Consider the following 19,762-nt stretch of genomic DNA (forward strand, 5'->3'; position numbering starts at 1 on the left):
GAGAGAGCAAGAATGATGCAGGAGGCCAGCGGCCCCCTCTCAGCACAGACCCCACCGGCCCGCGAAGGCCGGACCGGTCCCCGGCCCGCCGGGCCCGTCGGTGCGACGCCCGGCGCGCTCGCCCTGCTGACCCTGTGCGCCGCCCACTTCATGGACGCCATCGACCTGTCCGACGTGGGTGTCGCCCTGCCCGTCATCCAGGACGACCTGGACATGTCACCGGCGTCCCTGCAGTGGGTGATGTCCGCGTACGCCCTCGGCTACGGCGGGTTCCTGCTGCTGGGCGGCAGGGCGGCCGACCTGCTCGGCCGCCGGCGTACCTTCCTGGCGGCCGTCGGCGTGTTCGCGGTGGTCAGCGTGGCGGGGGCGATCGCTCCCAGTGGCGGGCCGCTCATCGTGGCCCGGCTGGTCAAGGGCGTGGCCGCCGGGTTCCTCGCCCCGGCGGCACTGTCTTTGATCACCACCAACTGGCCGGAGGGCCCCGAGCGCGGCAGAGCCCTGGGCTGGTACGCCACCGCGGGCGCGTGCGGATTCGTCGGCGGCCTGGTACTCGGCGGTGTGCTCACCGAGGTCTCCTGGCGGCTGGTGTTCGCGCTGCCGGTGCCCATCGCGGTGGCCGCGCTCATCGCGGGCAGCCGTCTGCTGCCGCCTGACCCGCCGCCGACCGGGCGGGGCAGGGTCGATGTGGCCGGGGCGCTGACCGTCACCGGCGGGCTTGTGCTGTGTGTCTATGCCATCGCACAGGCGCCGGAGCACGGCTGGACCTCGGTGCGCACCATCGCCCTGTTCGCGGCGACAGCCATCCTGCTCGCCCTGTTCGTGCGTATCGAAGCCAGGGCCGGCACACCCCTGGTCCCCCTGTCCTTCCTCACCCGCCGCCAGAGCGTGGGCGCCAACCTGACGATCTTCGCGATGTGGGGCGCGTACACCTCCTTCGCGTTCCTCGCCACTCTCTATCTGCAGCACGTGCTGGGCTGGACACCCCTGGAGACGGCCGGTGCCTTTGTCCCCCTCGGCGTGGTCAACGGCGCGGTGGCGCCCTTCGCGGGGCGTCTCGCGGCCCGGTTCGGCGCCCACCGCATGATCGCGGCCGGAATGCTGCTGCTGGCCGGCTCGTACGCGATGTTCTTCCGGATCGGACCCGACTCCTCCTTCGTCTCCGTGGTCCTGCCCGTCATGGTCCTCAACGGCCTCGGCACCGCCGCCACGTTCCCCGCCCTGAACATGAGCGCCGTCACCGGTGTACCCGACCGGGACCAGGGCCTCGCCGGGGCGCTGCTCAACACCTCCATGCAGATCGGCGGTGCCGTGGTGCTGGCCGTCGTCACCGCGGTGGCCGACGCCGGTCAGCGGGCGAACGGCACGGATCCGCTGGCCGGATACGTCCCGGCCACCGCGGTCATCGTCGGCGGCGTCCTCGCGGGGCTGGCCGCCACCACGCTCATCCGCAACGCCCGAGCGCACACCACCCTCCCCGCCACCGCCGCTTCCCGCGGTGGCATCGAAGAAGGACAGCGCCATGACGACACCCACTCATCCCGCTGATTCCCGGGCGTTCACGGGCAAGACCGCCCTGGTCACCGGGGCGGCACGCGGCGTTGGCAAGGAGACCGTCCGGCTTCTGCACAGCCGCGGCGCACGGATCGTCGCCGTCGACCAGCGCCACGAGGTGAGGGAACTGGCCGAGGACTTCCCGGGCGTTCACCCGCTGGTCGGCGACATCACGGAGGAGGCGACCGCCCACCGCGCGGTGCGGTCGGCCGTCGATGCCTTCGGCGGACTGGACATCCTGGTCAACAACGCCGGGCGCACCCTCAACAAGCCGATCACGGAGACGACGGCGGAGGACTGGGACACCGTGATGGCGGTGAACGCCCGGGGGTCCTTCCTCTTCTCCCGTGAGGCGTTCCGCGCGATGAGGGAAAGCGGTGGTGGAGCCATCGTGAGCACGGGTTCCTACACGTGCACCGTCGCACTGCCACACGGCGCCGCGTACAGCGCCTCCAAAGGTGCCCTGGCTCAGCTGACCAAGGTCCTCGCCGTCGAAGGCGGGCCGCTGGGCATCCGGGCGAACATCGTGGCCGCGGGTGTCATCGAGACGGACTTCCTCGACACGTTCCGGTCCGACAGCCGTGAGTACCTGGCGTCCTTCGCCGACGCCCAGCCGCTCGGCCGGGTGGCCCAGCCCGAGGAGATCGCCGAAGTGCTCTGCTTCCTCGTCTCGCCGCGCTCCAGCTTCATCACGGGCGCCGTGGTCGCGGCGGACGGCGGCTTCACCGCGATCTGAGCGGCGGCCCCGCACAGTGGGCGCTTACGCAGCGGCAGCGGCATAAGCGCCCAACCGCCATTGCGGGAACCGTACGGCCGGTCCCAATTTCTCCATGTAGTGCTATATGAGGCATGACCGGCATGGTGAATGCGCTCCGCGAACACGAATGGAATGAGCAATTCCATTTCAACTCCATTGCGCAACTTGTGACTTGCATCACAAGCTCAGCCGCAATGGATCACATTTTCGTATCCCTGTGAAACGATGCATCGGTGCTGGCCTCGACGAAGTAGATCATCGCGAGACAACACCGATCCACGGGACCGCCCGAATCCATATCGGGTGGCAGTACGGCAAATGACTTCTTCAAGTTTTGGCTAGCCGTAACGGGGAGGCGCCAATGCCAACGATGATTGTTATCGGATATAGAGACGATCTCGATCAGGCACTGCGGCGCCGAGACGTGGATCCCTTCTATATCGTCCAGGCGCCCGCGAGCCCGCCGAAGGGCCGGAGGTCCATTCGGGTCGCCGACATGGAGAACGCCCAGGAGATATTCCGAGCGGTGCTCTCCGCGCGCCTTGACGATGTGGCAGGGGTGCTGAGCGTCCATGAAATGGGCGTCTTCGGGGCAACCTATCTGCGGCAGCAGCTGAACCTTCCCGGGAACACGGATTCAAAGACGGCCCTCTACTTCCGGGACAAGTATCTCCAGAAGAGCAAGCTGCCGTCTCGGGTGAAGCGAGCGCGCTGCCGGCATGTGTCCGTAGGTACGTCGTTCACCGACCTCGCCGATGACCTGGGAAAAGTCTTCGTGGTCAAGCCGGCGACCGGAGCCGGCGCTCTCCGTACGAACATCATCCGCTCTCCGGAAGAGTACGCACAGGCCCTGGCGCTGTTCTCCGGTCAGTCGGATGTCGAGATCGTCGCCGAGTCCTTCGTGGGTGCCCCGGAGGTCTACCTCGACGGCGTCTGGGAGAACGGAGACCTTCAATGGTCGTCCATGAGCAGCTACCACTCCTCACCGCTCACGGCCGCACAGGGCGGCATCCTGTCCGCGTACGTACTGGACAGGGGGCGGCATTCGCCTTTGTTCCAGCAGGCGGAGACGCTCGCGAGGGAAGCACTCACCAGTCTGAACGCGCCTGACTGTGTATTCCATCTGGAAGCGTTCATGGAAGAAGAGGGACTGACCTTCGGCGAGTGTGCCATCCGCCTCCCGGGGGCGCTTTCCCCTCAGGTCAATAAGTTGACCTTCGGTGTCGATCTCTTTGACGTCGAAATCAGTCTCGCGCTGGGGGAGGGGGCGGCTGGAGCCCTGCGGGGCCACAGTGCGCCGGAGCGCTTCTATGGATACATTCTGCTGCGCCGCCCCGACGGCTGCGATTTGACCCAAAAGGATTTCGAGCGCAACTTCCTCTTCGATGAGATCGATTACGATTCATCGCCCGATGCGCCGATCGGGCCGTATGGCCGCGTGGGGCAGGCCATCTTATCCGACCCGGATGAGCTGAAACTGCAGAAGACCATCGAGGACATCGTGCGATTCAACGAGGTTGGCTCCATCTGACCTTCCGGCCAGTCCGGACCGAGCCACCGGCCGGGGATACCCCGGCACCAAGGGAATCGCGTCGTCTCCATCACGCGTGCTGCGGGCGCCCCTGGCTCCGCCCGCCCCAGCCGCATTCAACCGTGCCCCGCCCAGGATCCGCACCCCCGTCGGCGTCGATGTGCGAACCCGAAATATGCGAACCCGACTCCGGTTGCCTCTCTGCGGCGCGGTGCGCCCCAAGCTCCGCTCGCCATGGTTTTCCGTCCCTTCTGATCGGAGGACTTCCCCCATGCCGGATCAACGTCATGCCTCGACACTGCCGCAGCTGCTCGATCGCGCGGCATCCGACACGACTCGAGGCGTTGTCTTCATCGGCGGCCCGGTCCTGTCCTACGCGGAGTTGCGGGAGTGCGCCTGCCGGATCGCGCAGGGGCTGCGCGACCGCGGCACCGTCCCGGGTGACCGGGTACTCATCGCGGCCAACGATCCGGAGCCCTTCTTCCGCGCCTTCTGGGGGTGCGTACTCGCCGGCGCCGTGCCGTGCCCGATCGCACCGCCGGCCGACCCCTCCCGGTGGCACGCTCAGCTGGGGCACCTGCGCACACTCCTGGGCGACCCGTTGGTGGTCATGTCCAAGACGGCCCACGGAGACCTGCCCGATGCCGGGCTGCGGAGCGTGACGGTCGAGGAGCTGAGCCATGCCGTGGCCGGACCCGATCAGCACCATGTGCCTGCCCCGGACGATCTCGCCCTGCTGATGCTCACCTCCGGGTCCACCGGATCGAGCAAGGCGGTCAGGCTCACCCACGCCAATCTGCTGGCGGCCCAGGCCGGTAAGGCGGGAGCGCTGGAACTCGGGCCCGACGACACCTCGTTGAACTGGATCTCGGTCGATCACATCGCCGCCATCGAGGCACATCTGCTGCCGATGTTCAACGGCGCCGGCCAGGTCATGACGACACCGGCCACGGTGCTGGCGGACCCCGTGGAGTTCCTCCGGCTGCTCACGGCTCATCGGGTGCGAGTGACGTTCACCCCCAACTTCCTGTTCGGGCAGATCAACCAGGCCCTCGCCGGGCGGCCCGCCTCGCGGCAGGAGGTGGACCTGTCACACGTGCGGCACATCATCTCCGGCGGTGAGGCCACCGTGACCGCCACCGTACGGGCGTTCCTGGACACGCTCTCCCGCTATGGGTTGCGCGGAGACGTGATCGTGCCCGCGTTCGGGATGACCGAGACATGTGCGGGCAGCGTGTTCAACCGCGACTTCGCCACCCATGACCTGGAGACGGAGTTCCCCCCGCTGGGCCGCCCGGTGCGGGGCCTGCGGATTCGCATCACCGACGACGACGGTAAGGTGCTGGCCGCCACCGACCAGCCCGGATCGGCCGAGCCGGGGGAGGTGCAGCTGCACGGCCCGATGGTCTTCGACGGCTACTTCGGCAACGAGCGGGCCACCGCACAGGCGTTCACCCCGGACGGCTGGTTCCGCACCGGAGACCTGGGCCACCTCGACTCCGAGGGCCGGTTGATGCTGGTCGGCCGCACCAAGGACTCCATCATCGTCAGCGGCGTCAACTACTACAGCCACGACCTGGAAGCGGTCCTGGACGAACTGGACGGGGTGAAGCGCGGACAGGTCGCCGCGTTCCCGATACGACCCGAGGGAGCCGACACCGAACAGCTCGCCATCGCGTTCGTCCCGGCGGGCGGCCCCGCGGACGAGACCGCGGTGTACCGGGCCATCGTGGCGATCCGCAGCTCCACGGTGATGCACTGGGGATTCCGTCCTCAGCTGATCCTTCCCGTCACCGAGGACGAGATCCCCCGCGGCAACCTCGGCAAGATCCAGCGGTCGCGGCTGCGCGCGGCCGTCGAGGACGGAAGCCTGGACGAGGCGGCCCGTCGGTCGGACGAGGTGACCGCCCGGTTCCTCGGCGGCCACGTGGCCCCCGAGGGCGATGTCGAGACCGCACTGGCCGCCATCTACGCCCGCGTCCTGGACACCAGGACGGTGTCGTCGACCGCCAGCTTCTTCGACCTGGGCGGAACCTCGCTGGACGTATTGCGGCTCAAGCTGGAGATCCAGGCCGAGTTCGGCATCGAGGATGTACCGATGTCCACGCTCCTCCAGGCCCCGGCCGTACGAGCGCTGGCCGGCCGCCTGACCGCCGGACAGGGTGCCACCGGGGACGCCACCTACGATCCGCTGGTGCCACTGCAGGTCACCGGAGACGGGACGCCACTCTTCTGCGTCCATCCCGGCCTGGGGGAGGTGCTGGTGTTCGTCAACCTCGCCAAGTACTTCACCGGCGAGCGGCCCTTCTACGCACTGCGGGCCCGGGGCTTCGGGGAGGGCGAGACCCACTTCGAGTCGTTCGCCGACATGGTCTCCACCTACGTCGAGGCCATCCGGCGAGCGCAGCCCAGCGGCCCCTACGCCGTCGCGGGGTACTCCTACGGCGGGGCGGTGGCGTTCGAGATCGCCAAGCGGTTGGAAGCCGACGGCGACCAAGTCGACTTCGTGGGTGTCTTCAACCTGCCGCCGCGGATCTCCGACCGCATGAACGAGATCACCTTCACCGACGGCGCGATCAACCTGGCGCTGTTCCTCGAGCTGATCGACGCCTCCGACATCGAGCGGCTTACCGCCACCCTCCGACCGCTGCCCGAGGCCGATCAGCTGGCCTATCTGATCGACCACGCGCCCAAGCGGCGCCTGACCGAACTGGACCTCTCCGTCGAACGGTTCACCGCCTGGGTACACCTCGCGCAGAGCATGGTGCACCTGGGCCGCACCTACGAACCGTCGGGCTCGGTCGGCCAGGTGAAGGTCTTCTACTGCACCCCGCTGCGCGGCACCAAAGAGGAATGGCTGGAGGGCCAGCTCAGCCACTGGGACCAGTTCACCCGTGACCCCAACACCTACATCGAGGTCGACGGGGAGCACTACACCCTGATGAGCCCGCAGCATGTGCAGACCTTCCAGGCGACCTTGCGGCAGGAACTGGCCCGCGCGCTCGGCTGAGACGGGCAGAAGGCAACCGCTGACACCACCAGGAGCCGCCGATCATGCAAGGCAAGAAGATTCTCATCACCGGTGGGACAGGACAGGTCGCGAGGCCCGTCGCCGCATCGCTCGCCGCCGACAACGAGGTGTGGTGCCTGGGCCGGTTCGGCGACCACAGCGCCCGCAAGGCCCTCCAGGAAGTGGGCACCCGCACCGCCGTCTGGGACATGGCCACCGATGACCTGACGGGCCTGCCGCGCGACTTCACCCATGTGCTGCACTCGGCAGTGCACCGCGGCGACGGCAAGGACTTCGAGGAAACCGCGCGCATCAACGCCGTCGGCACCGCAAGGCTGATGACACACTGTGCCGCGGCCGAGTCGTTCGTGTACGTCTCGTCCGGGGTGGTCTACAACCGGGCCGATCGAACCCACCGGTACCGGGAGAGCGATCCTCTCGGCGGGGCGGCGCCGTGGCTGCCGACCTACCCCATCGCCAAGATCACCGCCGAGGGGGTGGCGCGCGGTCTGGCCGAAGCACTCGCTCTGCCGACGGTGATAGCCCGCCTCAACATCGCCTACGGCCCGTACGGCCACGGCGGCGTGCCCATGATCCTCTTCAACCAGATGCGCAAGGGGCAGCCCTGCGCGGTACCCCGCGAGGGGCAGAACTACTGCGACCTGCTGCACACCGATGACGTCGTCCGGCAGGTACCGCTGTTGTGGGACGTGGCGCAGGCGCCCGCGCGGGTCGTGAACTGGGGCGGTGACGAGGCGGTCGGCATGACCGATCTGCTGGAGTACATGTCCGCGCTCACCGGCGTACCGGTCCAACTGGACCGCGGCGACTACAGCCGGGAGACGGCCATCTTCGATCACGGCCTCCGCCACGACCTGATCGGGGACTGCTCCGTCGGCTGGAAGACCGGTATCGCCCGCACCCTGGCCGACTTGTTCGAGGAGTACCGCGACCGCATCGATGACTACATCGATGCGCACGGAGCCGAGACATCCCAGTGACGAAGAGGAGTGGAGAACGAGCATGCGCAGGTCCACAGATATCGACGCGCTTCAGCAGGTGCTGTCCGCTGCCCTCGGGTCCCACGAGCCGGTGTGCTCCCTGGCCCGACTAGGCCGGGACGCCCACGCGTTCGCCGTCCTGGACCCCGCCGTGCTCGAGCGCCCCACCCTGGTGGGCGGCGGGTCCCCGTACCACCCGACCAGCCCCGCCCCAGCCCCCCACACCCTCGATGAGCTGGCCCGCCGCGCCGAGGCACTGGACGTGCCCCAGATCCTCGTGCCCAACGTGCGCCGCAGTGAGGACACCAGCGCGCTGCGGGCAGCAGGGCTCGTACCCCTCGCCACCGAGAGCGAGTGTGTCGTCCGATTGCCCGGCGAGGTGGACGAGGTCCTGCGGACCCGCGTCGGTGCCGGGCGACTCCACGATCTCCGCCGCCACCACCACGCGCTCTCCTGTGACATCACCTGGGAGCGGATCCCGCTGACCGAGCTCGACGGGAATCCCTGGGCGAAAGACGCCTTCGTGGAACTCCACCGGCGCCGGACGGAACGCGACGGCCACGACAACCTGTACAACGCCGACGCCCTCGACGCCCTCGCACACGGCGCGCTGGCGGACCGCACGGAGATGCTCGTGCGCCGTAGCGAGAAGACCGTCGTCCAGGCCGGACTCATCACCACATCCCACAACGGCCGGGGTCTCTACTACCTCACCCAGGCCACTGACCACGACGATCCCGCCGCGCGGCACCACCTCCACGTCGCGACCCTGTACGAGCTGTACCGCCACGCCCGGCACTCCGGCCTGGACTGGGTCCACCTCGGCCGGGGGGATGCCCAGGGCATGCGCCCTCTCGGAGCCGATCTGTTCCTCCCCCTCGACCACTGGCTGCGGGCACCCGGCCTCGCGGCCCCGGCGGCCGAGGGAGCGGAGCAGGCGGTGTCGGAGTTCGCGGCTCCCCCCGTCACGGGCGTACCGGTCCCGGGCCCGGCCCGCTTCCGCCAGGTGCCGCGGTTCGACACGATCGACCTGTCCAGCAACACCAGTCCGTTCCTGGGCGCCGCGGCCGAGTATCCCCACCTCGATACGGCGGAGCTGGCCGACACCTACCTCAGCACGATCTCGACGCTGCCCGGCCACGAGGGTGTCGATGCGCTGAGCGCGGATCACCTGCTCTTCACCAGCGGCGCGGTCGACGGCGTCATGCTCCTCCTGGCGGCGCTGGCGTCACCCGGCGAGCGCGTCTGCGTCACACCGCCCACCTTTCCGCTCTACGCCCACTTCGCCCACCTCCTGCGCCTGCCCGTGGTCGACGTGCCGCTGCGCGGTGACGACCTGTCCCGGCTCGACACCGAGGCCATCCTCGCGGCCGATCCACGGGTGACCATCCTGTGCGATCCCAATAACCCCGCAGGGACCAGGCTCGATCCGGAGCAGGTACTCGACCTGGTGGTCCGGGGCCGCGGGCTGGTGGTGATCGACGAAGCCTATGTCGAGTTCAGCGAGAAGCCCTCGTACGCCGGGCTGGTCGAAGAACACGGCAACCTCATCGTGCTCAGGACGCTCTCCAAGGCATGGGGACTCGCCGCCGCGCGGTGCGGAATCGCCCTGGCCCAGCCTGGCATCGTCGAAGCGCTGCGGCGGGTGCAGGTGCCCTTCGGGTTCACCAACGCCTCCCAGCACGCCGTGCGGGATCGGCTGACCAACTCGCGGCCGGTGCTCGACGGCATTCGGCGCATCCGCGCCGAGCGTGACCGGATGGCCTCGGTGCTGGCCGAACACCCCGCGGTGGACCGGGTCTTCCCCTCGGAGACCAACTTCCTGTTCGTCAGACTGCACAAGCACGAGCGCGTCATGGAGCAGCTTCGGGACGCGGGGATAGTCGTCGCCGACACCGGGCGCGCGATCCCGGACACCTGCCGCATCACCATCGGCGATCGGCATGCGAACACCGCCCTGCTCGACGCACTCTCCTCCGCCGTGTGAGCCACATCGTTCAGCCGAAAGGATCCGATTCGTGGGTAATGAATCTCGCTCCGGTCTCTCCCTGTCGAGCACCGTCGTGGCCGAAGCGTTTGCTCGCTGGAGTCCGGAGCTGCGGAAGGAATTCGACAACAACGCTCAGAACGGCAGGATCGGCCAGTCGTTGGTGAAGGAGACCGATTCGCTGCGCATCTGGCAGACCTCCCTTCAACCGGGAGAGCGGATCCCCGTCCATCGGCATGTGCTGGACTACTTCTGGATAGCGCTCACAAGCGGCCGGGCCCGCCAGCATTCAAGCGACGGCACCACTCACGAGATCTCTTATGTCCGAGGAGAGTCTCGGCATTTTTGCTGCCCCGATGGGCGATACCACCTTCATGACTTGAAGAATATCGGCGATGAGGTTCTGTCGTTCCTGACCATCGAGACAAAGGGTGGACCGAACGAGCCCATTCAGCTCTGAATGGCGTGAGGGGGGGGCGGCCCGCGGGGGAGGTGAGTTCCCGCGGGCCGGCCGCTCAGCTCTCCTTCTTGGTGACCACGAACCGGTCGATGACCAGGCAGTCGATTTCGGTGGCGAGGAAGCACTCCAACGCGTCCCGCGGCGAGCAGACGATGGGCTCACCGGCCACGTTGAACGAGGTGTTGAGGAGGCAGGGCACATCCGTCCGCGCCGTGAAGGCGCGCAACAGCCGAGCGAGCGCGGGGTTCTGCCGCTCGTTCACCGTCTGGGTCCGCGCGGTGCCGTCCACGTGACAGGCACCGGGGATCCGCTCCTGGTACTCCTTTCGCACCGGGAAGACGAACGTCATATAGGGGGACGAGGTCTTCTTGCCCATCTCGAAGACGCGCGGGGCCTCGGATTCGAGGATGACCGGCGCGAACGGGCGGAAGGGCTCCCGGTGTTTCACCCGGAGATTGATGATGTCCTTGATGTCGGGGAAGGATGGATTGGCGAGGATGCTGCGGTTGCCCAGGGCACGTGGCCCGAACTCGGCCCGGCCCTGGAACCAGCCCACGACGTTCTTCCCGGCCAGCAGCTCCGCAGTCCTGTCGGCGACCGACGTGGCGTCGGGCTCCTCCTGCCACTCGACGCGGTCGGCGTACTCCGCGAGGGTGTCCAGGACCTGCCTCTCGTCGTACGAAGGCCCCAGGTAGGGGGTGGTGACCGCGTCGGCGGGCCGGTTCCTGAGACCGGCGGTGTACACGGCCGCGCCCATGGCGACCCCCGGGTCGCTGGCCCCGAAGCTGACCTCCATACCGGTGAACGGCGACCTCTCCAGCATCTTCGTATTGGCCACGCAGTTGAGCGCCAGACCGCCCTCGAAGAGCAGGGTGTCCAGGCTGGAGGCCGCGGTCAGCGTCCGCAGCTGATGAGCGGTGATGGCCTCGACCATGTGCTGGGCGAGCCCTGCGACCTTCACGCGGAAGTCGAACTGCTCGCGCTTCTCGCTGTCGCCGCCGAACAGGCTGTCGAACAGCGCGTAGTAGGCCCCAATATCCCGGGGGATGGAGATGGTGTACGAGCCGTTCTCGTGCAGCCGCACCACGCGTTCGAGCAGCGGGTTGTGGCGCGGCGGCGGGCCGTACGCGGCCAAGCCCATCACCTTGTACTCGTCGTTGTTCGGTACGAACCCCAGGTACCGGGTGATCCTCCCGAACGCCACCCCGAGCGAGCTGGTCATGGGGACCGCGCTCTCGTCGAACAGGCGGACCACACCGTTCCGCAGCTCGCCCATGACGGCGGACAGCGTCTCCGCCCGGCCGTCGCTCACCAGAAAGGCGGCGTCGCCCCCGCCGGCCAGGTAGGCGCCGCACATGAGATGCGCCAGATGATGGGGCACCAGGGTGAGCTTGTTGGGATCCAGCTCGTACCCGGTCCGCTGGACGAAGTCGTTGTACACCGCCTCCCGGCCGAGCATGTCGGTGTAGAGCTCGCCCGTGCTGCGCAGAGCGTCGAACTTGGCCGTGACCGGCATGTCGGAGTCGCATATCTCCGAAATCATCTGCCCGGCCACGGCCGGCGAAAACCGCCAGGGGAAAGCGAAAACGTCCACCTGGTCGATGTCGACGCCGGCGGAGTTCAGACACCACGCGATTGCGTTCGCCGGGAAATCGGAGGTCTTCTTGACCCGGCTCAGCCGCTCCTCCTCGACCGCCGCCACCAACTCGCCGTCGATCACCAGAGCCGCCGCGGCGTCGTGACCCACCAAGAGATTTCGGCCGACACCAGTTGCCCCGTAGAGACGCCCGAAAAGTTCCGCACCTCTGCTGAATCCGTTGTAACCGAGTACGATCACTGGCTCTCAGCCTCCCAAGCACGACAGTCGCGTCAGGAACAACAGGCTACTGGGCCCGCATACTTGGGGGATAGGCGTGATGCACAGGCAGAGTGTGGTTTTCTTTCCCCGGGTGCGACACCCGGGGAGAATTCCCCACCGAATGCCCTGCGGCTCGATATCCGCACAGCGCGCTCTTGGGGCTGAGGGGGGAACTGGACCGGTTTCCATATGGTTTGCCTCCTCGGCGCGCCCGGCCACGGCTGAACGCGGCCACGGGTACGTATGCTTGGGGTCATGCTGAAGTTGGAACGGCTCCGGGCGGACCACGCGCCTGCCCTACTGGCCTTTGAGCGCGAGAACCGCGAGTACTTCGCCCGGTCGATCTCCGACCGCGGGGATGCGTACTTTGCGGGGTTCGCTTCCCTTCACCGTGCCCGGCTCGCCGAGCAGGACGCCGGTGTGTGTCACTTCCATGTCGTCGTGGACGACCAGGGGGAGTTGATCGGCCGCGTCAATCTCGTGGACGTCGAGGAAGGCGACGCCGAACTCGGATACCGGATCGGCGAGCGTGCCGCGGGCCGTGGGGTGGCAACCGCCGCGGTGCAAGAAGTGTGCCGCCTGGCCGCCACGGAGTACCGCCTCTCCACCCTCACCGCGGTCACCACCCTCGACAACGTGGCCTCGCAGACCGTGCTCGAACGTAATGGATTCACCGCCGTGGGGGACGTCACCGTGGCCGGGCGCGCCGGTACGCGCTATCGCCGCAAGCTCGTTGCGGCGCGCTGATTCCACCCGCGGTCGTCCTGCAGCAGCGGGTGGCGTTGACGAGAGGTCAGGTGGTGGCCAGCAACAGGTCCTCCCCGCTGGACGGACGAAGGCCGTCGGTACGACCGGCGAAGTAGCGCTCGGCGAGCGAAGCTCCCGGCACATGCCGGGCGTCCTCGAAGCCGGATTCGCGGGCCAGCGCCAGCATGTCCTGCGGGGTGTAGAAGCTGATGAACGGCGTTCCGGCCGCTTGCGCGCCTTCCTTGCTCGCGCTGAGGCCAGGGCGATCGGTGTCGTCGAGAAGTTCGGCCGGCAGCAGGAAGGTCATGGCGAGCGTCGAGCCGGGGGCGAGCCCGGCGATCTGACGCAGGGTGGCCGCGGTGGCGTCTTCGGTGAGGTACATGGTGACGCCGGTGGAGACGATGACGGCCGGCCGGCCGGAGTCGAAGCCGGCAGCGGTCAGCCGCTCCAGCCAGGACTCGCTTGCCTCGAAGTCGACCGGTACCAGGTGCAGCCAGTCGGGAATGCCGTAGCCGAGCTCAACCAGGCGGTGGCGCTTCCACTCCTGGGGGCCGGGCTGGTCGACCTCGAAGAGCTGCAGGCGGGAGGCGATCTCCGGCTTGCGCTGGGCGAAGGTGTCCAGACCGGCTCCCAGGGTGACGTACTGGGTGACGCCGCGGTCGGCCTGCTCGGCGACCAGGTCCTCGATGAAACGGGCGCGGGCCACAATGGCCGCCCGGAACCCGCTGGTGGCGTGCGGATCCATATCGGGGCGGCGGCGCCAGCCGTCGTCGGGGGCCGCCAGCCGCAGGCCGATCTCGTCGTCGAGCACGTGCGGCGGCGGGTCGACCTGGACATGCATCGCCCGCCAGAGGGCGACCCGCACGGCGGTGCTGTCCGGCGCCTTGGCCTGCTCGGCTGCCATGGTCTTCCCTCTCCTTCCCGGAAGCGCCCTCGCCGCTCGCGACGCGTCCGGCGTTTCCCGCTTCGCCGACACCGTCGGAGACTACTCGCCCGGAGGCTCGGGATATCCGCTGCCGGCTTCGTTGAATCGCACGATTTCCTCGATCGTCTGCTGCAGCTTCAGCTCATCCTCATCGGATACGATCGCCTGCCCCACGCGGCCATACGGCCCGACCGGGGCATCAGGTGACGAGGAATACTGGATCTCATCGAAAAGGAAGCGGCGTTCGAAATCGCTCTGCGTCAGATTGCCGCTCTTCGGGCGACGGAGAAGGACGTAGCCGTAGAAGCGATCCGGGTCACCGCTGTCCAGTGACTGGGTCACCTCTTCCCCGAGCGCGAGGCTGATTTCGACGTCGAAGAGATCGACGCCGAATGTCAGCTTGTTGACCTGAGGGGAGAGCGCACCCGGGAGACGGATGGCGCACTCACCGAAGGTCAGTCCCGAGTCCTCCGTAAACGCTTCCAGATGGAACACGCAATCCGGTGCGTCGAGGCTTGTGAGCGCTTGCCCGGCGAGCGTCTCCGCTTGCTGGAACAGCGATGAATACCGCTTTCTGTCCAATATGTGGGCAGCCAGGACGCCGCCCTGTACGGCGCTCAGCGGTGATATGTGGTTGCGGCTCATGGACGACCATTGAAGGTCGCCGTTCTTCCAGATGCCGTCTATATAGACTTCCGAGGCGTCGATGAAGGACTCGGCTACGATCTCGACATCCGACTGCCCGGAGAACGGCTTCACGGCCTGCGCGTACTCGTCCGCGGACCGGACGATGCTCGTGCGGAGGGCACCGGCGCCGGTCGCCGGCTTGACCACGAAGACATCGCCCAGGTCGCCGGCAAGATCCGTGAAGGACGTACCGACGGGCACATATCGGCAGCGCGCTCGCTTGACCTGCGGCGGCAGCTTGCTCTTTTGCAGGTACTTGTCCCGGAAATAGAGCGTTGCCTTCGAATCGGTGTTGCCGGGAAGGCCCAGCTGCTGCCGCACATAGGCTGCCCCGAAGACGCCCATTTCATGGACGGTCAGCACTCCTGCTACATCATCAAGCTGTGCGGAGAGCACTGCACGCAAAATCTCCTGGGCGTTCTCCATATCGACGACACAACTGAAGCGTCTGCCCTTTGGCGTGTTCGCCGGCGCCTGCACGATATAGAAGGGATCCAAGCCTCGGCGCTGCAGTGCCTGGTCCAGACCGTCCCTATGTCCGATGACAATCATCGTCGGCATTCTTGTCTCCCCCGGTTACGGCTGGCCAAAACATTGAAGAAACGCTGCGCCATACCGTCATCCGATGCCAATACCGGTGGCATCATTTCACAGAGGTGCGGAGATGCTGCCTGTGATGTAAGTCACAAGCAATCTTTGTGGTGGGTGGCATGGATCGTCCATTCCTTTTCTTCTCACCGGCGAATCAAACGAGGCATATGGCACGAGATCGTTGGATCGGCTCCGGTCATGCGTGGTGTCCGGCGTGGTCCGGGTCGAGCCGGCGTCGGCGGACGCGATGACGGCGCGCTCGGCGTCGATGTCGAGCGAGCGGCACAGCACCAGATAGAGCAGGGATGACACGGCGAGTCCGACCAGCATGGTGACATCGGCGCCCTTGACCCAGTGCGCGAGCGGCCCCTCCGCATCGCCGATCACGGCGAACGGCAGCATCGAGACGAAGCCGACGCCATAGGCGGTCAGCCCGCGCCAGTTCCACCGGCCGTAGATGCCACGAGGGTTGAAGATCTCGCGGAGCGAGTAGCGGCCACGCCGCACCACATAGAAGTCGATCAGGTTGACCGCGGTCCACGGTGTGAAGAGGTAGCCAAGGACGATCAGGAAGTCCCCGAAGGTGGTCAGGAAGTCATCGTTGGCACTGAAGGCGAGCGCGGTGGAGACCACGCCGATGGCCACCAGCGTGGCGATGCGGGTGCCCAGGGTCAAGCGTGGGTCGCCTTGGTGGTGCTGACTGCCATACGGTTTCTCCTGGGCGCGAGCGTGGCTGGGCGTGTGGTTGCGGATCCCCCCTGACGGTCGTGGTCGCGGCGGAGCGGTTCAGCCGCTTCGGTTGAGCGCGGCGTACGCGAGCTGCTCCAGCAACGCCGCCTCGCGTGGAGCATCGGCGGCCGCCGTGATCACCTGCTTGGCGACCGAGACGGCGAGCCGCGGCTGCCCGGCCGGCTCCGCGGCGATCTCCACCGCCTTCTCCCGCACGGTGCCCCCTTCGGCGATCTCGCCGATCAGCCCCCAGGCGTACGCCTCCCGCGCCCCGAAGCGGCGGCCGCGCAGCACCAGATCGCGGGTGCGGGCCGGTCCGACCTCCCGCACCAGCCGGGTCACCCCGCCGGAGCTGAGCAGAATGCCGATGCCCACCTCGGGCAGGCCGAAGACGGTGTCCGGGTCGGCCACCCGGGTGTCCGCTGCCAGCGCCAGTTCCAGGCCGCCGCCGAGGCAGTAGCCCGACAGGGCCGCCACCGTGGGCTGGGGGAGGGCGGCGAATGTCTCGTACACGGCGCCGGAGGAGCGGTAGTAGTCGGCGATCGCCTCGGGGGTCATCTCGCGCAGCTCGCCGGTGTCCGCCCCGGCCGAGAAGGCGCGCGGCACTCCGGTGACGACCACGGCCCGGCTGGTGCGCACCTGCTGGCTGCGCAGGGCGTCGAGCAGGACGGTCCCCAGATGGGTGGAGAGCGCGTTGAGTTTCCGCTCGCGCCGCAGTGTGAGCACGGCGATGTCGTGGTGTTCGCCGGTGCGCTCGATCTCCACGGTGCCGGCGTCCGGGGAGGCGGTGGGCGTTGTGTCGGTGACGGTCATGGCGCTGGTGCTTCTCCTGCCTGGCTGCTTGAGGGTCGTTGCCGCGCCGGATGGTCGAGCGGCATCGACAGTGGGGTGCTCGGCGGCAGGGGCCGTGGGCCTGGCCGTACGGCCCCCGCCGCCGGACGGCGCCGGTCAGCTCCCGGCGGTGAAGGACAGCAGGTCGTCCAGGCCGCGCTTGCCGACCTCGTTGGCGATGACCAGCCGCTGGATCTCGGAGGTGCCCTCCCAGATCCGGTCCACCCGCAGCTCGCGCCACAGCCGCTCGACCGGCATGTCCCGCATATAGCCGCCGCCGCCGAAGATCTGCACACAGCGGTCGACGATCCGGTTGGACGCCTCGGAGGCGGCGAGCTTGGCGGTGGCGGCCTTGACGTGCAGGGTCTCGCGGTCGCCACCCTGGTCGAACTCCCAGGCCACCTGGTGGGGGAAGGTGCGGTTGGTGGCGATCTCGGTCACCGAGTCGGCGATCACGCCCTGGATGAGCTGACGGTTCATCAGAACCTCCCCGCCCTGCTCACGCTCCTTGGCCCAGTCGACGGCCAGCCGCAGCGCGCGCTCGGCCGCGCCGATGGTGCGCGCGGCGATCATCAGCCGCTCCTCGGTGAACCAGTCGCGGGTCAGGTCGTACCCCTCGCCGATCGTGCCGAGCACGGCGTCCTGGCCGACCCGGACGTCCTGGAAGAGGAACTCGGGATATTCGTAGACGAAGGTGTGGGTGTAGCAGGGGGTGCGCTTGACGGAGACGCCGGGGGTGTCCTTGTCGACGAGGAACATCGTCGGCTCGTTGTCCGGTCGCACATAGGCGAGGACGATGAGGAAGTCCGCCGCGTCGCCGACGGTCACGAACCACTTCTCGCCGTTGAGGACATAGCCGTCACCGTCCCGGGTGGCCGTGGTGCGGATCCGGGACGGGTCGGCCTGGGTGATGGCCACCGCGTCGCGGCGGCGGCCCTCGATGTCCGGGACGAGGTAGCGCTCGCGCTGCTCGGGAGTGCAGGCGCTGAGGCAGTTGGCGGGACGCCATACCGCGTCCCACAGGGCTGGTGAGCTTGCCCAACTCGTCCTGGAACACGACCTGTTCCAGGATGGTGAGGCCCGCGAACTGCATGATCTTGCCGGTCAGGCTGGCGGCATGATGTCGTGCGACGAGTGGGGAGCGCAATGCGAGCCGCCCGGAAACCGGTCCCATGAGCTGGACGCGTGGCGTACCCGGTGGACGGCCATCGCCGCCGCGAAGCCGACACGCCGTCGAACGCCGCCCGCAGTCGCACCGGCGGGGGCTGAAGCGCATGCGGCTGAAGCTCCCACACCTGCACCGGCCCAGGCGCTGACCGGCCGTCCAGACCACCTCCACACCCACAGGGTGACCACGCTCGCAGCCGAGGCGGCCGGGCTGGACCGGCTCTACCCGGATACCGGCGCGCCCTGGCAGCCGAGCGCCCTCTACTTGGCCACGCACCCACACTCGGCAGCACAGGCGCTGGGCGCACACCTGGTCCGGGAAGGCAGGACGATGTACAGCGTCGCCGACGAGTGGGTCACCGCGACGGTTGACGTCAGTCCCTGGCTCGAACAGAAGATCGGTGCGGCGCTCGCCCACCGCACCGAAGTGGCGCGCGGAGCGCTGCCGGGGCGGCTTGCGGCACCCCCGCCGACCGACCGGGCGGAACTGGTGTCCACTGAGTGGTACATCCGCCGCGACCTCGTCCCCACGGCGGCGACCCAAACCCAACTGACGCCCTGCCGTTGAGCGGAATCAACCGCATGAACGCGCCTCCGCGCTCAGCTCTGCGGCCGCGCCCCACTCTCCTCCGCCACTGCGTAGCCGGGCACGGACGGCCAACGAACAGTCAGCACCACCGACTCCTCCTCCGCGAACCATGAGTGGTCGACTCCGCGCCCCCATACGACGTAATCGCCCTGCTCTTCCAGAAGAACGCTGCGGCCGGGGAGTTCAACGCGGAAACGGCCGCTGATGAGAACCAGGAGCGCTGTGCGTTCCTCGCCCTTCACCCACTGCAATCGTTCGTCCCCACGAGGGTGGACACCCCATTTGATCTCTACGGCCTCGCTGTGGCGCGGATCGCCAACGTCCTTGAAGTGCCCGAGGAGCCACCCCCGGTCCAGCGCCGCATCCTTGCCCGCATTGCCCACGTACACACTGTCGTTCACACGGCCGGACGTTAGCAGCCGCTCTTGTGGAGGTAATCCGTGCCTGATGCGCGCCGGTCAGGCCCTAGTGTGCTGCCATGCGCGACGACACGCCTGACGAAACGCGCCGTGTCCGTCTGAGCCGGATCTTCGACGAGGACGCGGAGCTGTACGACCGGGCCAGGCCCGGGTATCCGCCCGAGCTGTTCGACGACCTCACCGAGGTGGCCGGCACCGGCCCCGGCTGTCGGGTTCTCGAAGTAGGGGCGGGCACCGGCAAGGCGACCGTGCCGCTTGCCGAGCGCGGTTGCCGGATCACGGCCGTCGAGCTGGGCGCGGACATGGCCGCCGTCGCCCGGCGCAATCTGGCCGGGTTCGCAGCGGTGGAGATCGTGACGGCGGACTTCGAGACGTGGCCACTGCCGGAGGAGCCGTTCGACGCGGTCGTCTCGGCGACGGCGTTCCACTGGATCGATCCGGCGGTGCGGATGGCAAAGGCCGCCGACGCGCTGCGGCCCGGTGGCGCCCTCGCCGTCGTCGCCACTCAGCATGTGGCGGGCGGCAGCGAAGAGTTCTTCGTCGACGTCCAGGACTGCTACGAGCGCTTCGATCCGGCCACCCCGCCGGGGCTGCGACTTCCTCCCGCAGCGGACGTCGACACCTCGGACCATGCGGATGAGGTCGCACGCAGTGGCCGGTTCGGCCCCGTCGACTTCCGGCGGTACGAGTGGGACCTGACGTACACCACGGCGGAGTACCTGGCAGTGCTGCGGACCTACTCCGGCCACCGGGCGCTGCCGCCGCAGGCCAGGGAGGGGCTGCTGGAGTGCATCGCCGGGTTGATCGACAGGCGGTACGGAGGCCGGGTCACCAAGCGGTATCTCACCGAACTGCGGGTGTCACGAACGGTCCCGGCTCTTCGGTAGGCGCCGCTCCGGCCGTGCCCACCGCACACACCTCT

The 19,762-nt window shown here is 68.1% G+C and carries 17 protein-coding genes; 10 read left to right on the forward strand and 7 right to left on the reverse strand.

Translation table 11 applies throughout. The features are described 5' to 3' along the window. The first annotated feature begins 12 nt into the window (after positions 1-12). The 7 genes from ACFYOY_RS27345 (at position 13) to ACFYOY_RS27375 (ending at position 10,297) form a co-directional block, all read left to right on the forward strand. A complete protein-coding gene (locus tag ACFYOY_RS27345; protein WP_388590212.1) occupies positions 13-1,545 on the forward strand; it encodes an MFS transporter in 1,533 nt (510 codons plus the stop codon). Next, entirely contained in the window at positions 1,520-2,287 is a 768-nt protein-coding gene (locus ACFYOY_RS27350) for an SDR family NAD(P)-dependent oxidoreductase (protein ID WP_388590214.1), read from the forward strand. Before ACFYOY_RS27345 ends, ACFYOY_RS27350 begins: the two co-directional genes overlap by 26 nt. Before the next feature lie 382 nt (positions 2,288-2,669). Beyond that, positions 2,670-3,839, forward strand: a complete 1,170-nt coding sequence (locus tag ACFYOY_RS27355; protein ID WP_388590216.1) for an acetyl-CoA carboxylase biotin carboxylase subunit family protein — start codon at positions 2,670-2,672, stop codon at positions 3,837-3,839. Positions 3,840-4,110: 271 nt separating this feature from the next. Then, positions 4,111-6,849, forward strand: coding sequence for an alpha/beta fold hydrolase (locus ACFYOY_RS27360; RefSeq protein ID WP_388590218.1), 2,739 nt, complete (start codon positions 4,111-4,113; stop codon positions 6,847-6,849). 44 nt (positions 6,850-6,893) lie between these two features. Continuing rightward, on the forward strand, positions 6,894-7,850 hold the full coding sequence (locus tag ACFYOY_RS27365; RefSeq protein ID WP_388590220.1) for an NAD-dependent epimerase/dehydratase family protein: 957 nt from the start codon (positions 6,894-6,896) through the stop codon (positions 7,848-7,850). Positions 7,851-7,872: 22 nt separating this feature from the next. Beyond that, the gene (locus tag ACFYOY_RS27370; protein WP_388590222.1) at positions 7,873-9,837 is read left to right on the forward strand and encodes an aminotransferase class I/II-fold pyridoxal phosphate-dependent enzyme; all 1,965 of its coding nucleotides are present in this window, start codon (positions 7,873-7,875) and stop codon (positions 9,835-9,837) included. Positions 9,838-9,868: 31 nt separating this feature from the next. Next, positions 9,869-10,297, forward strand: a complete 429-nt coding sequence (locus ACFYOY_RS27375; protein WP_351901823.1) for a hypothetical protein — start codon at positions 9,869-9,871, stop codon at positions 10,295-10,297. 55 nt (positions 10,298-10,352) lie between these two features. On the opposite strand, the gene ACFYOY_RS27380 is transcribed toward ACFYOY_RS27375, so the two are convergent. Next, positions 10,353-12,134 carry a carbamoyltransferase gene (locus ACFYOY_RS27380; RefSeq protein ID WP_388590224.1) on the reverse strand — a complete coding sequence of 594 codons (1,782 nt, stop codon included), beginning with the start codon at positions 12,132-12,134 and terminating at the stop codon, positions 10,353-10,355. Between the two features lie 276 nt (positions 12,135-12,410). On the opposite strand from ACFYOY_RS27380, the gene ACFYOY_RS27385 reads away from it, so the two are divergent. Further along, complete coding sequence (locus ACFYOY_RS27385) at positions 12,411-12,902, forward strand: GNAT family N-acetyltransferase (RefSeq protein ID WP_351901827.1); 492 nt, start codon at positions 12,411-12,413, stop codon at positions 12,900-12,902. A 46-nt stretch (positions 12,903-12,948) separates the two neighbouring features. On the opposite strand, the gene ACFYOY_RS27390 is transcribed toward ACFYOY_RS27385, so the two are convergent. The 5 genes from ACFYOY_RS27390 to ACFYOY_RS27410 form a co-directional block, all read right to left on the reverse strand. After that, the gene (locus ACFYOY_RS27390) at positions 12,949-13,806 is read right to left on the reverse strand and encodes a class I SAM-dependent methyltransferase (protein ID WP_388590226.1); all 858 of its coding nucleotides are present in this window, start codon (positions 13,804-13,806) and stop codon (positions 12,949-12,951) included. Positions 13,807-13,887: 81 nt separating this feature from the next. Continuing rightward, a complete protein-coding gene (locus ACFYOY_RS27395; protein ID WP_388590228.1) occupies positions 13,888-15,075 on the reverse strand; it encodes an acetyl-CoA carboxylase biotin carboxylase subunit family protein in 1,188 nt (395 codons plus the stop codon). An 87-nt stretch (positions 15,076-15,162) separates the two neighbouring features. Beyond that, on the reverse strand, positions 15,163-15,780 hold the full coding sequence (locus tag ACFYOY_RS27400; protein ID WP_351901834.1) for a cytosine permease: 618 nt from the start codon (positions 15,778-15,780) through the stop codon (positions 15,163-15,165). 111 nt (positions 15,781-15,891) lie between these two features. After that, on the reverse strand, positions 15,892-16,647 hold the full coding sequence (locus ACFYOY_RS27405) for an enoyl-CoA hydratase/isomerase family protein (protein WP_388590230.1): 756 nt from the start codon (positions 16,645-16,647) through the stop codon (positions 15,892-15,894). 135 nt (positions 16,648-16,782) lie between these two features. Next, positions 16,783-17,583 (reverse strand): acyl-CoA dehydrogenase, encoded by an 801-nt coding sequence (locus tag ACFYOY_RS27410; protein ID WP_351901838.1) that lies wholly within the window; start codon positions 17,581-17,583, stop codon positions 16,783-16,785. Between the two features lie 430 nt (positions 17,584-18,013). On the opposite strand from ACFYOY_RS27410, the gene ACFYOY_RS27415 reads away from it, so the two are divergent. After that, a complete protein-coding gene (locus tag ACFYOY_RS27415; protein WP_388590233.1) occupies positions 18,014-18,400 on the forward strand; it encodes a hypothetical protein in 387 nt (128 codons plus the stop codon). Positions 18,401-18,432: 32 nt separating this feature from the next. Here the strand turns inward: ACFYOY_RS27415 and ACFYOY_RS27420 are convergent, their stop codons facing one another. Next, positions 18,433-18,822 carry a signal peptidase I gene (locus ACFYOY_RS27420; protein WP_137963661.1) on the reverse strand — a complete coding sequence of 130 codons (390 nt, stop codon included), beginning with the start codon at positions 18,820-18,822 and terminating at the stop codon, positions 18,433-18,435. Positions 18,823-18,899: 77 nt separating this feature from the next. On the opposite strand from ACFYOY_RS27420, the gene ACFYOY_RS27425 reads away from it, so the two are divergent. After that, the gene (locus ACFYOY_RS27425) at positions 18,900-19,727 is read left to right on the forward strand and encodes a class I SAM-dependent methyltransferase (RefSeq protein ID WP_351901839.1); all 828 of its coding nucleotides are present in this window, start codon (positions 18,900-18,902) and stop codon (positions 19,725-19,727) included. Positions 19,728-19,762: the final 35 nt, after the last annotated feature.

The organism is Streptomyces sp. NPDC007875 (assembly GCF_042868035.1).
In the GTDB taxonomy this organism is placed as follows: Bacteria; Actinomycetota; Actinomycetes; order Streptomycetales; family Streptomycetaceae; genus Streptomyces; species Streptomyces antimycoticus.

What these genes read in the sequence shown, in the direction of transcription:
- ACFYOY_RS27345 (WP_388590212.1), top strand. Translation starts at nt 13, where the DNA reads ATGATGCAGGAGGCCAGCGGCCCCCTCTCAGCACAGACCCCACCGGCC.
- ACFYOY_RS27350 (WP_388590214.1), top strand. Translation starts at nt 1,520, where the DNA reads ATGACGACACCCACTCATCCCGCTGATTCCCGGGCGTTCACGGGCAAG.
- ACFYOY_RS27355 (WP_388590216.1), top strand. Translation starts at nt 2,670, where the DNA reads ATGCCAACGATGATTGTTATCGGATATAGAGACGATCTCGATCAGGCA.
- ACFYOY_RS27360 (WP_388590218.1), top strand. Translation starts at nt 4,111, where the DNA reads ATGCCGGATCAACGTCATGCCTCGACACTGCCGCAGCTGCTCGATCGC.
- ACFYOY_RS27365 (WP_388590220.1), top strand. Translation starts at nt 6,894, where the DNA reads ATGCAAGGCAAGAAGATTCTCATCACCGGTGGGACAGGACAGGTCGCG.
- ACFYOY_RS27370 (WP_388590222.1), top strand. Translation starts at nt 7,873, where the DNA reads ATGCGCAGGTCCACAGATATCGACGCGCTTCAGCAGGTGCTGTCCGCT.
- ACFYOY_RS27385 (WP_351901827.1), top strand. Translation starts at nt 12,411, where the DNA reads ATGCTGAAGTTGGAACGGCTCCGGGCGGACCACGCGCCTGCCCTACTG.
- ACFYOY_RS27390 (WP_388590226.1), bottom strand. Translation starts at nt 13,806, where the DNA reads ATGGCAGCCGAGCAGGCCAAGGCGCCGGACAGCACCGCCGTGCGGGTC.
- ACFYOY_RS27395 (WP_388590228.1), bottom strand. Translation starts at nt 15,075, where the DNA reads ATGCCGACGATGATTGTCATCGGACATAGGGACGGTCTGGACCAGGCA.
- ACFYOY_RS27405 (WP_388590230.1), bottom strand. Translation starts at nt 16,647, where the DNA reads ATGACCGTCACCGACACAACGCCCACCGCCTCCCCGGACGCCGGCACC.
- ACFYOY_RS27425 (WP_351901839.1), top strand. Translation starts at nt 18,900, where the DNA reads ATGCGCGACGACACGCCTGACGAAACGCGCCGTGTCCGTCTGAGCCGG.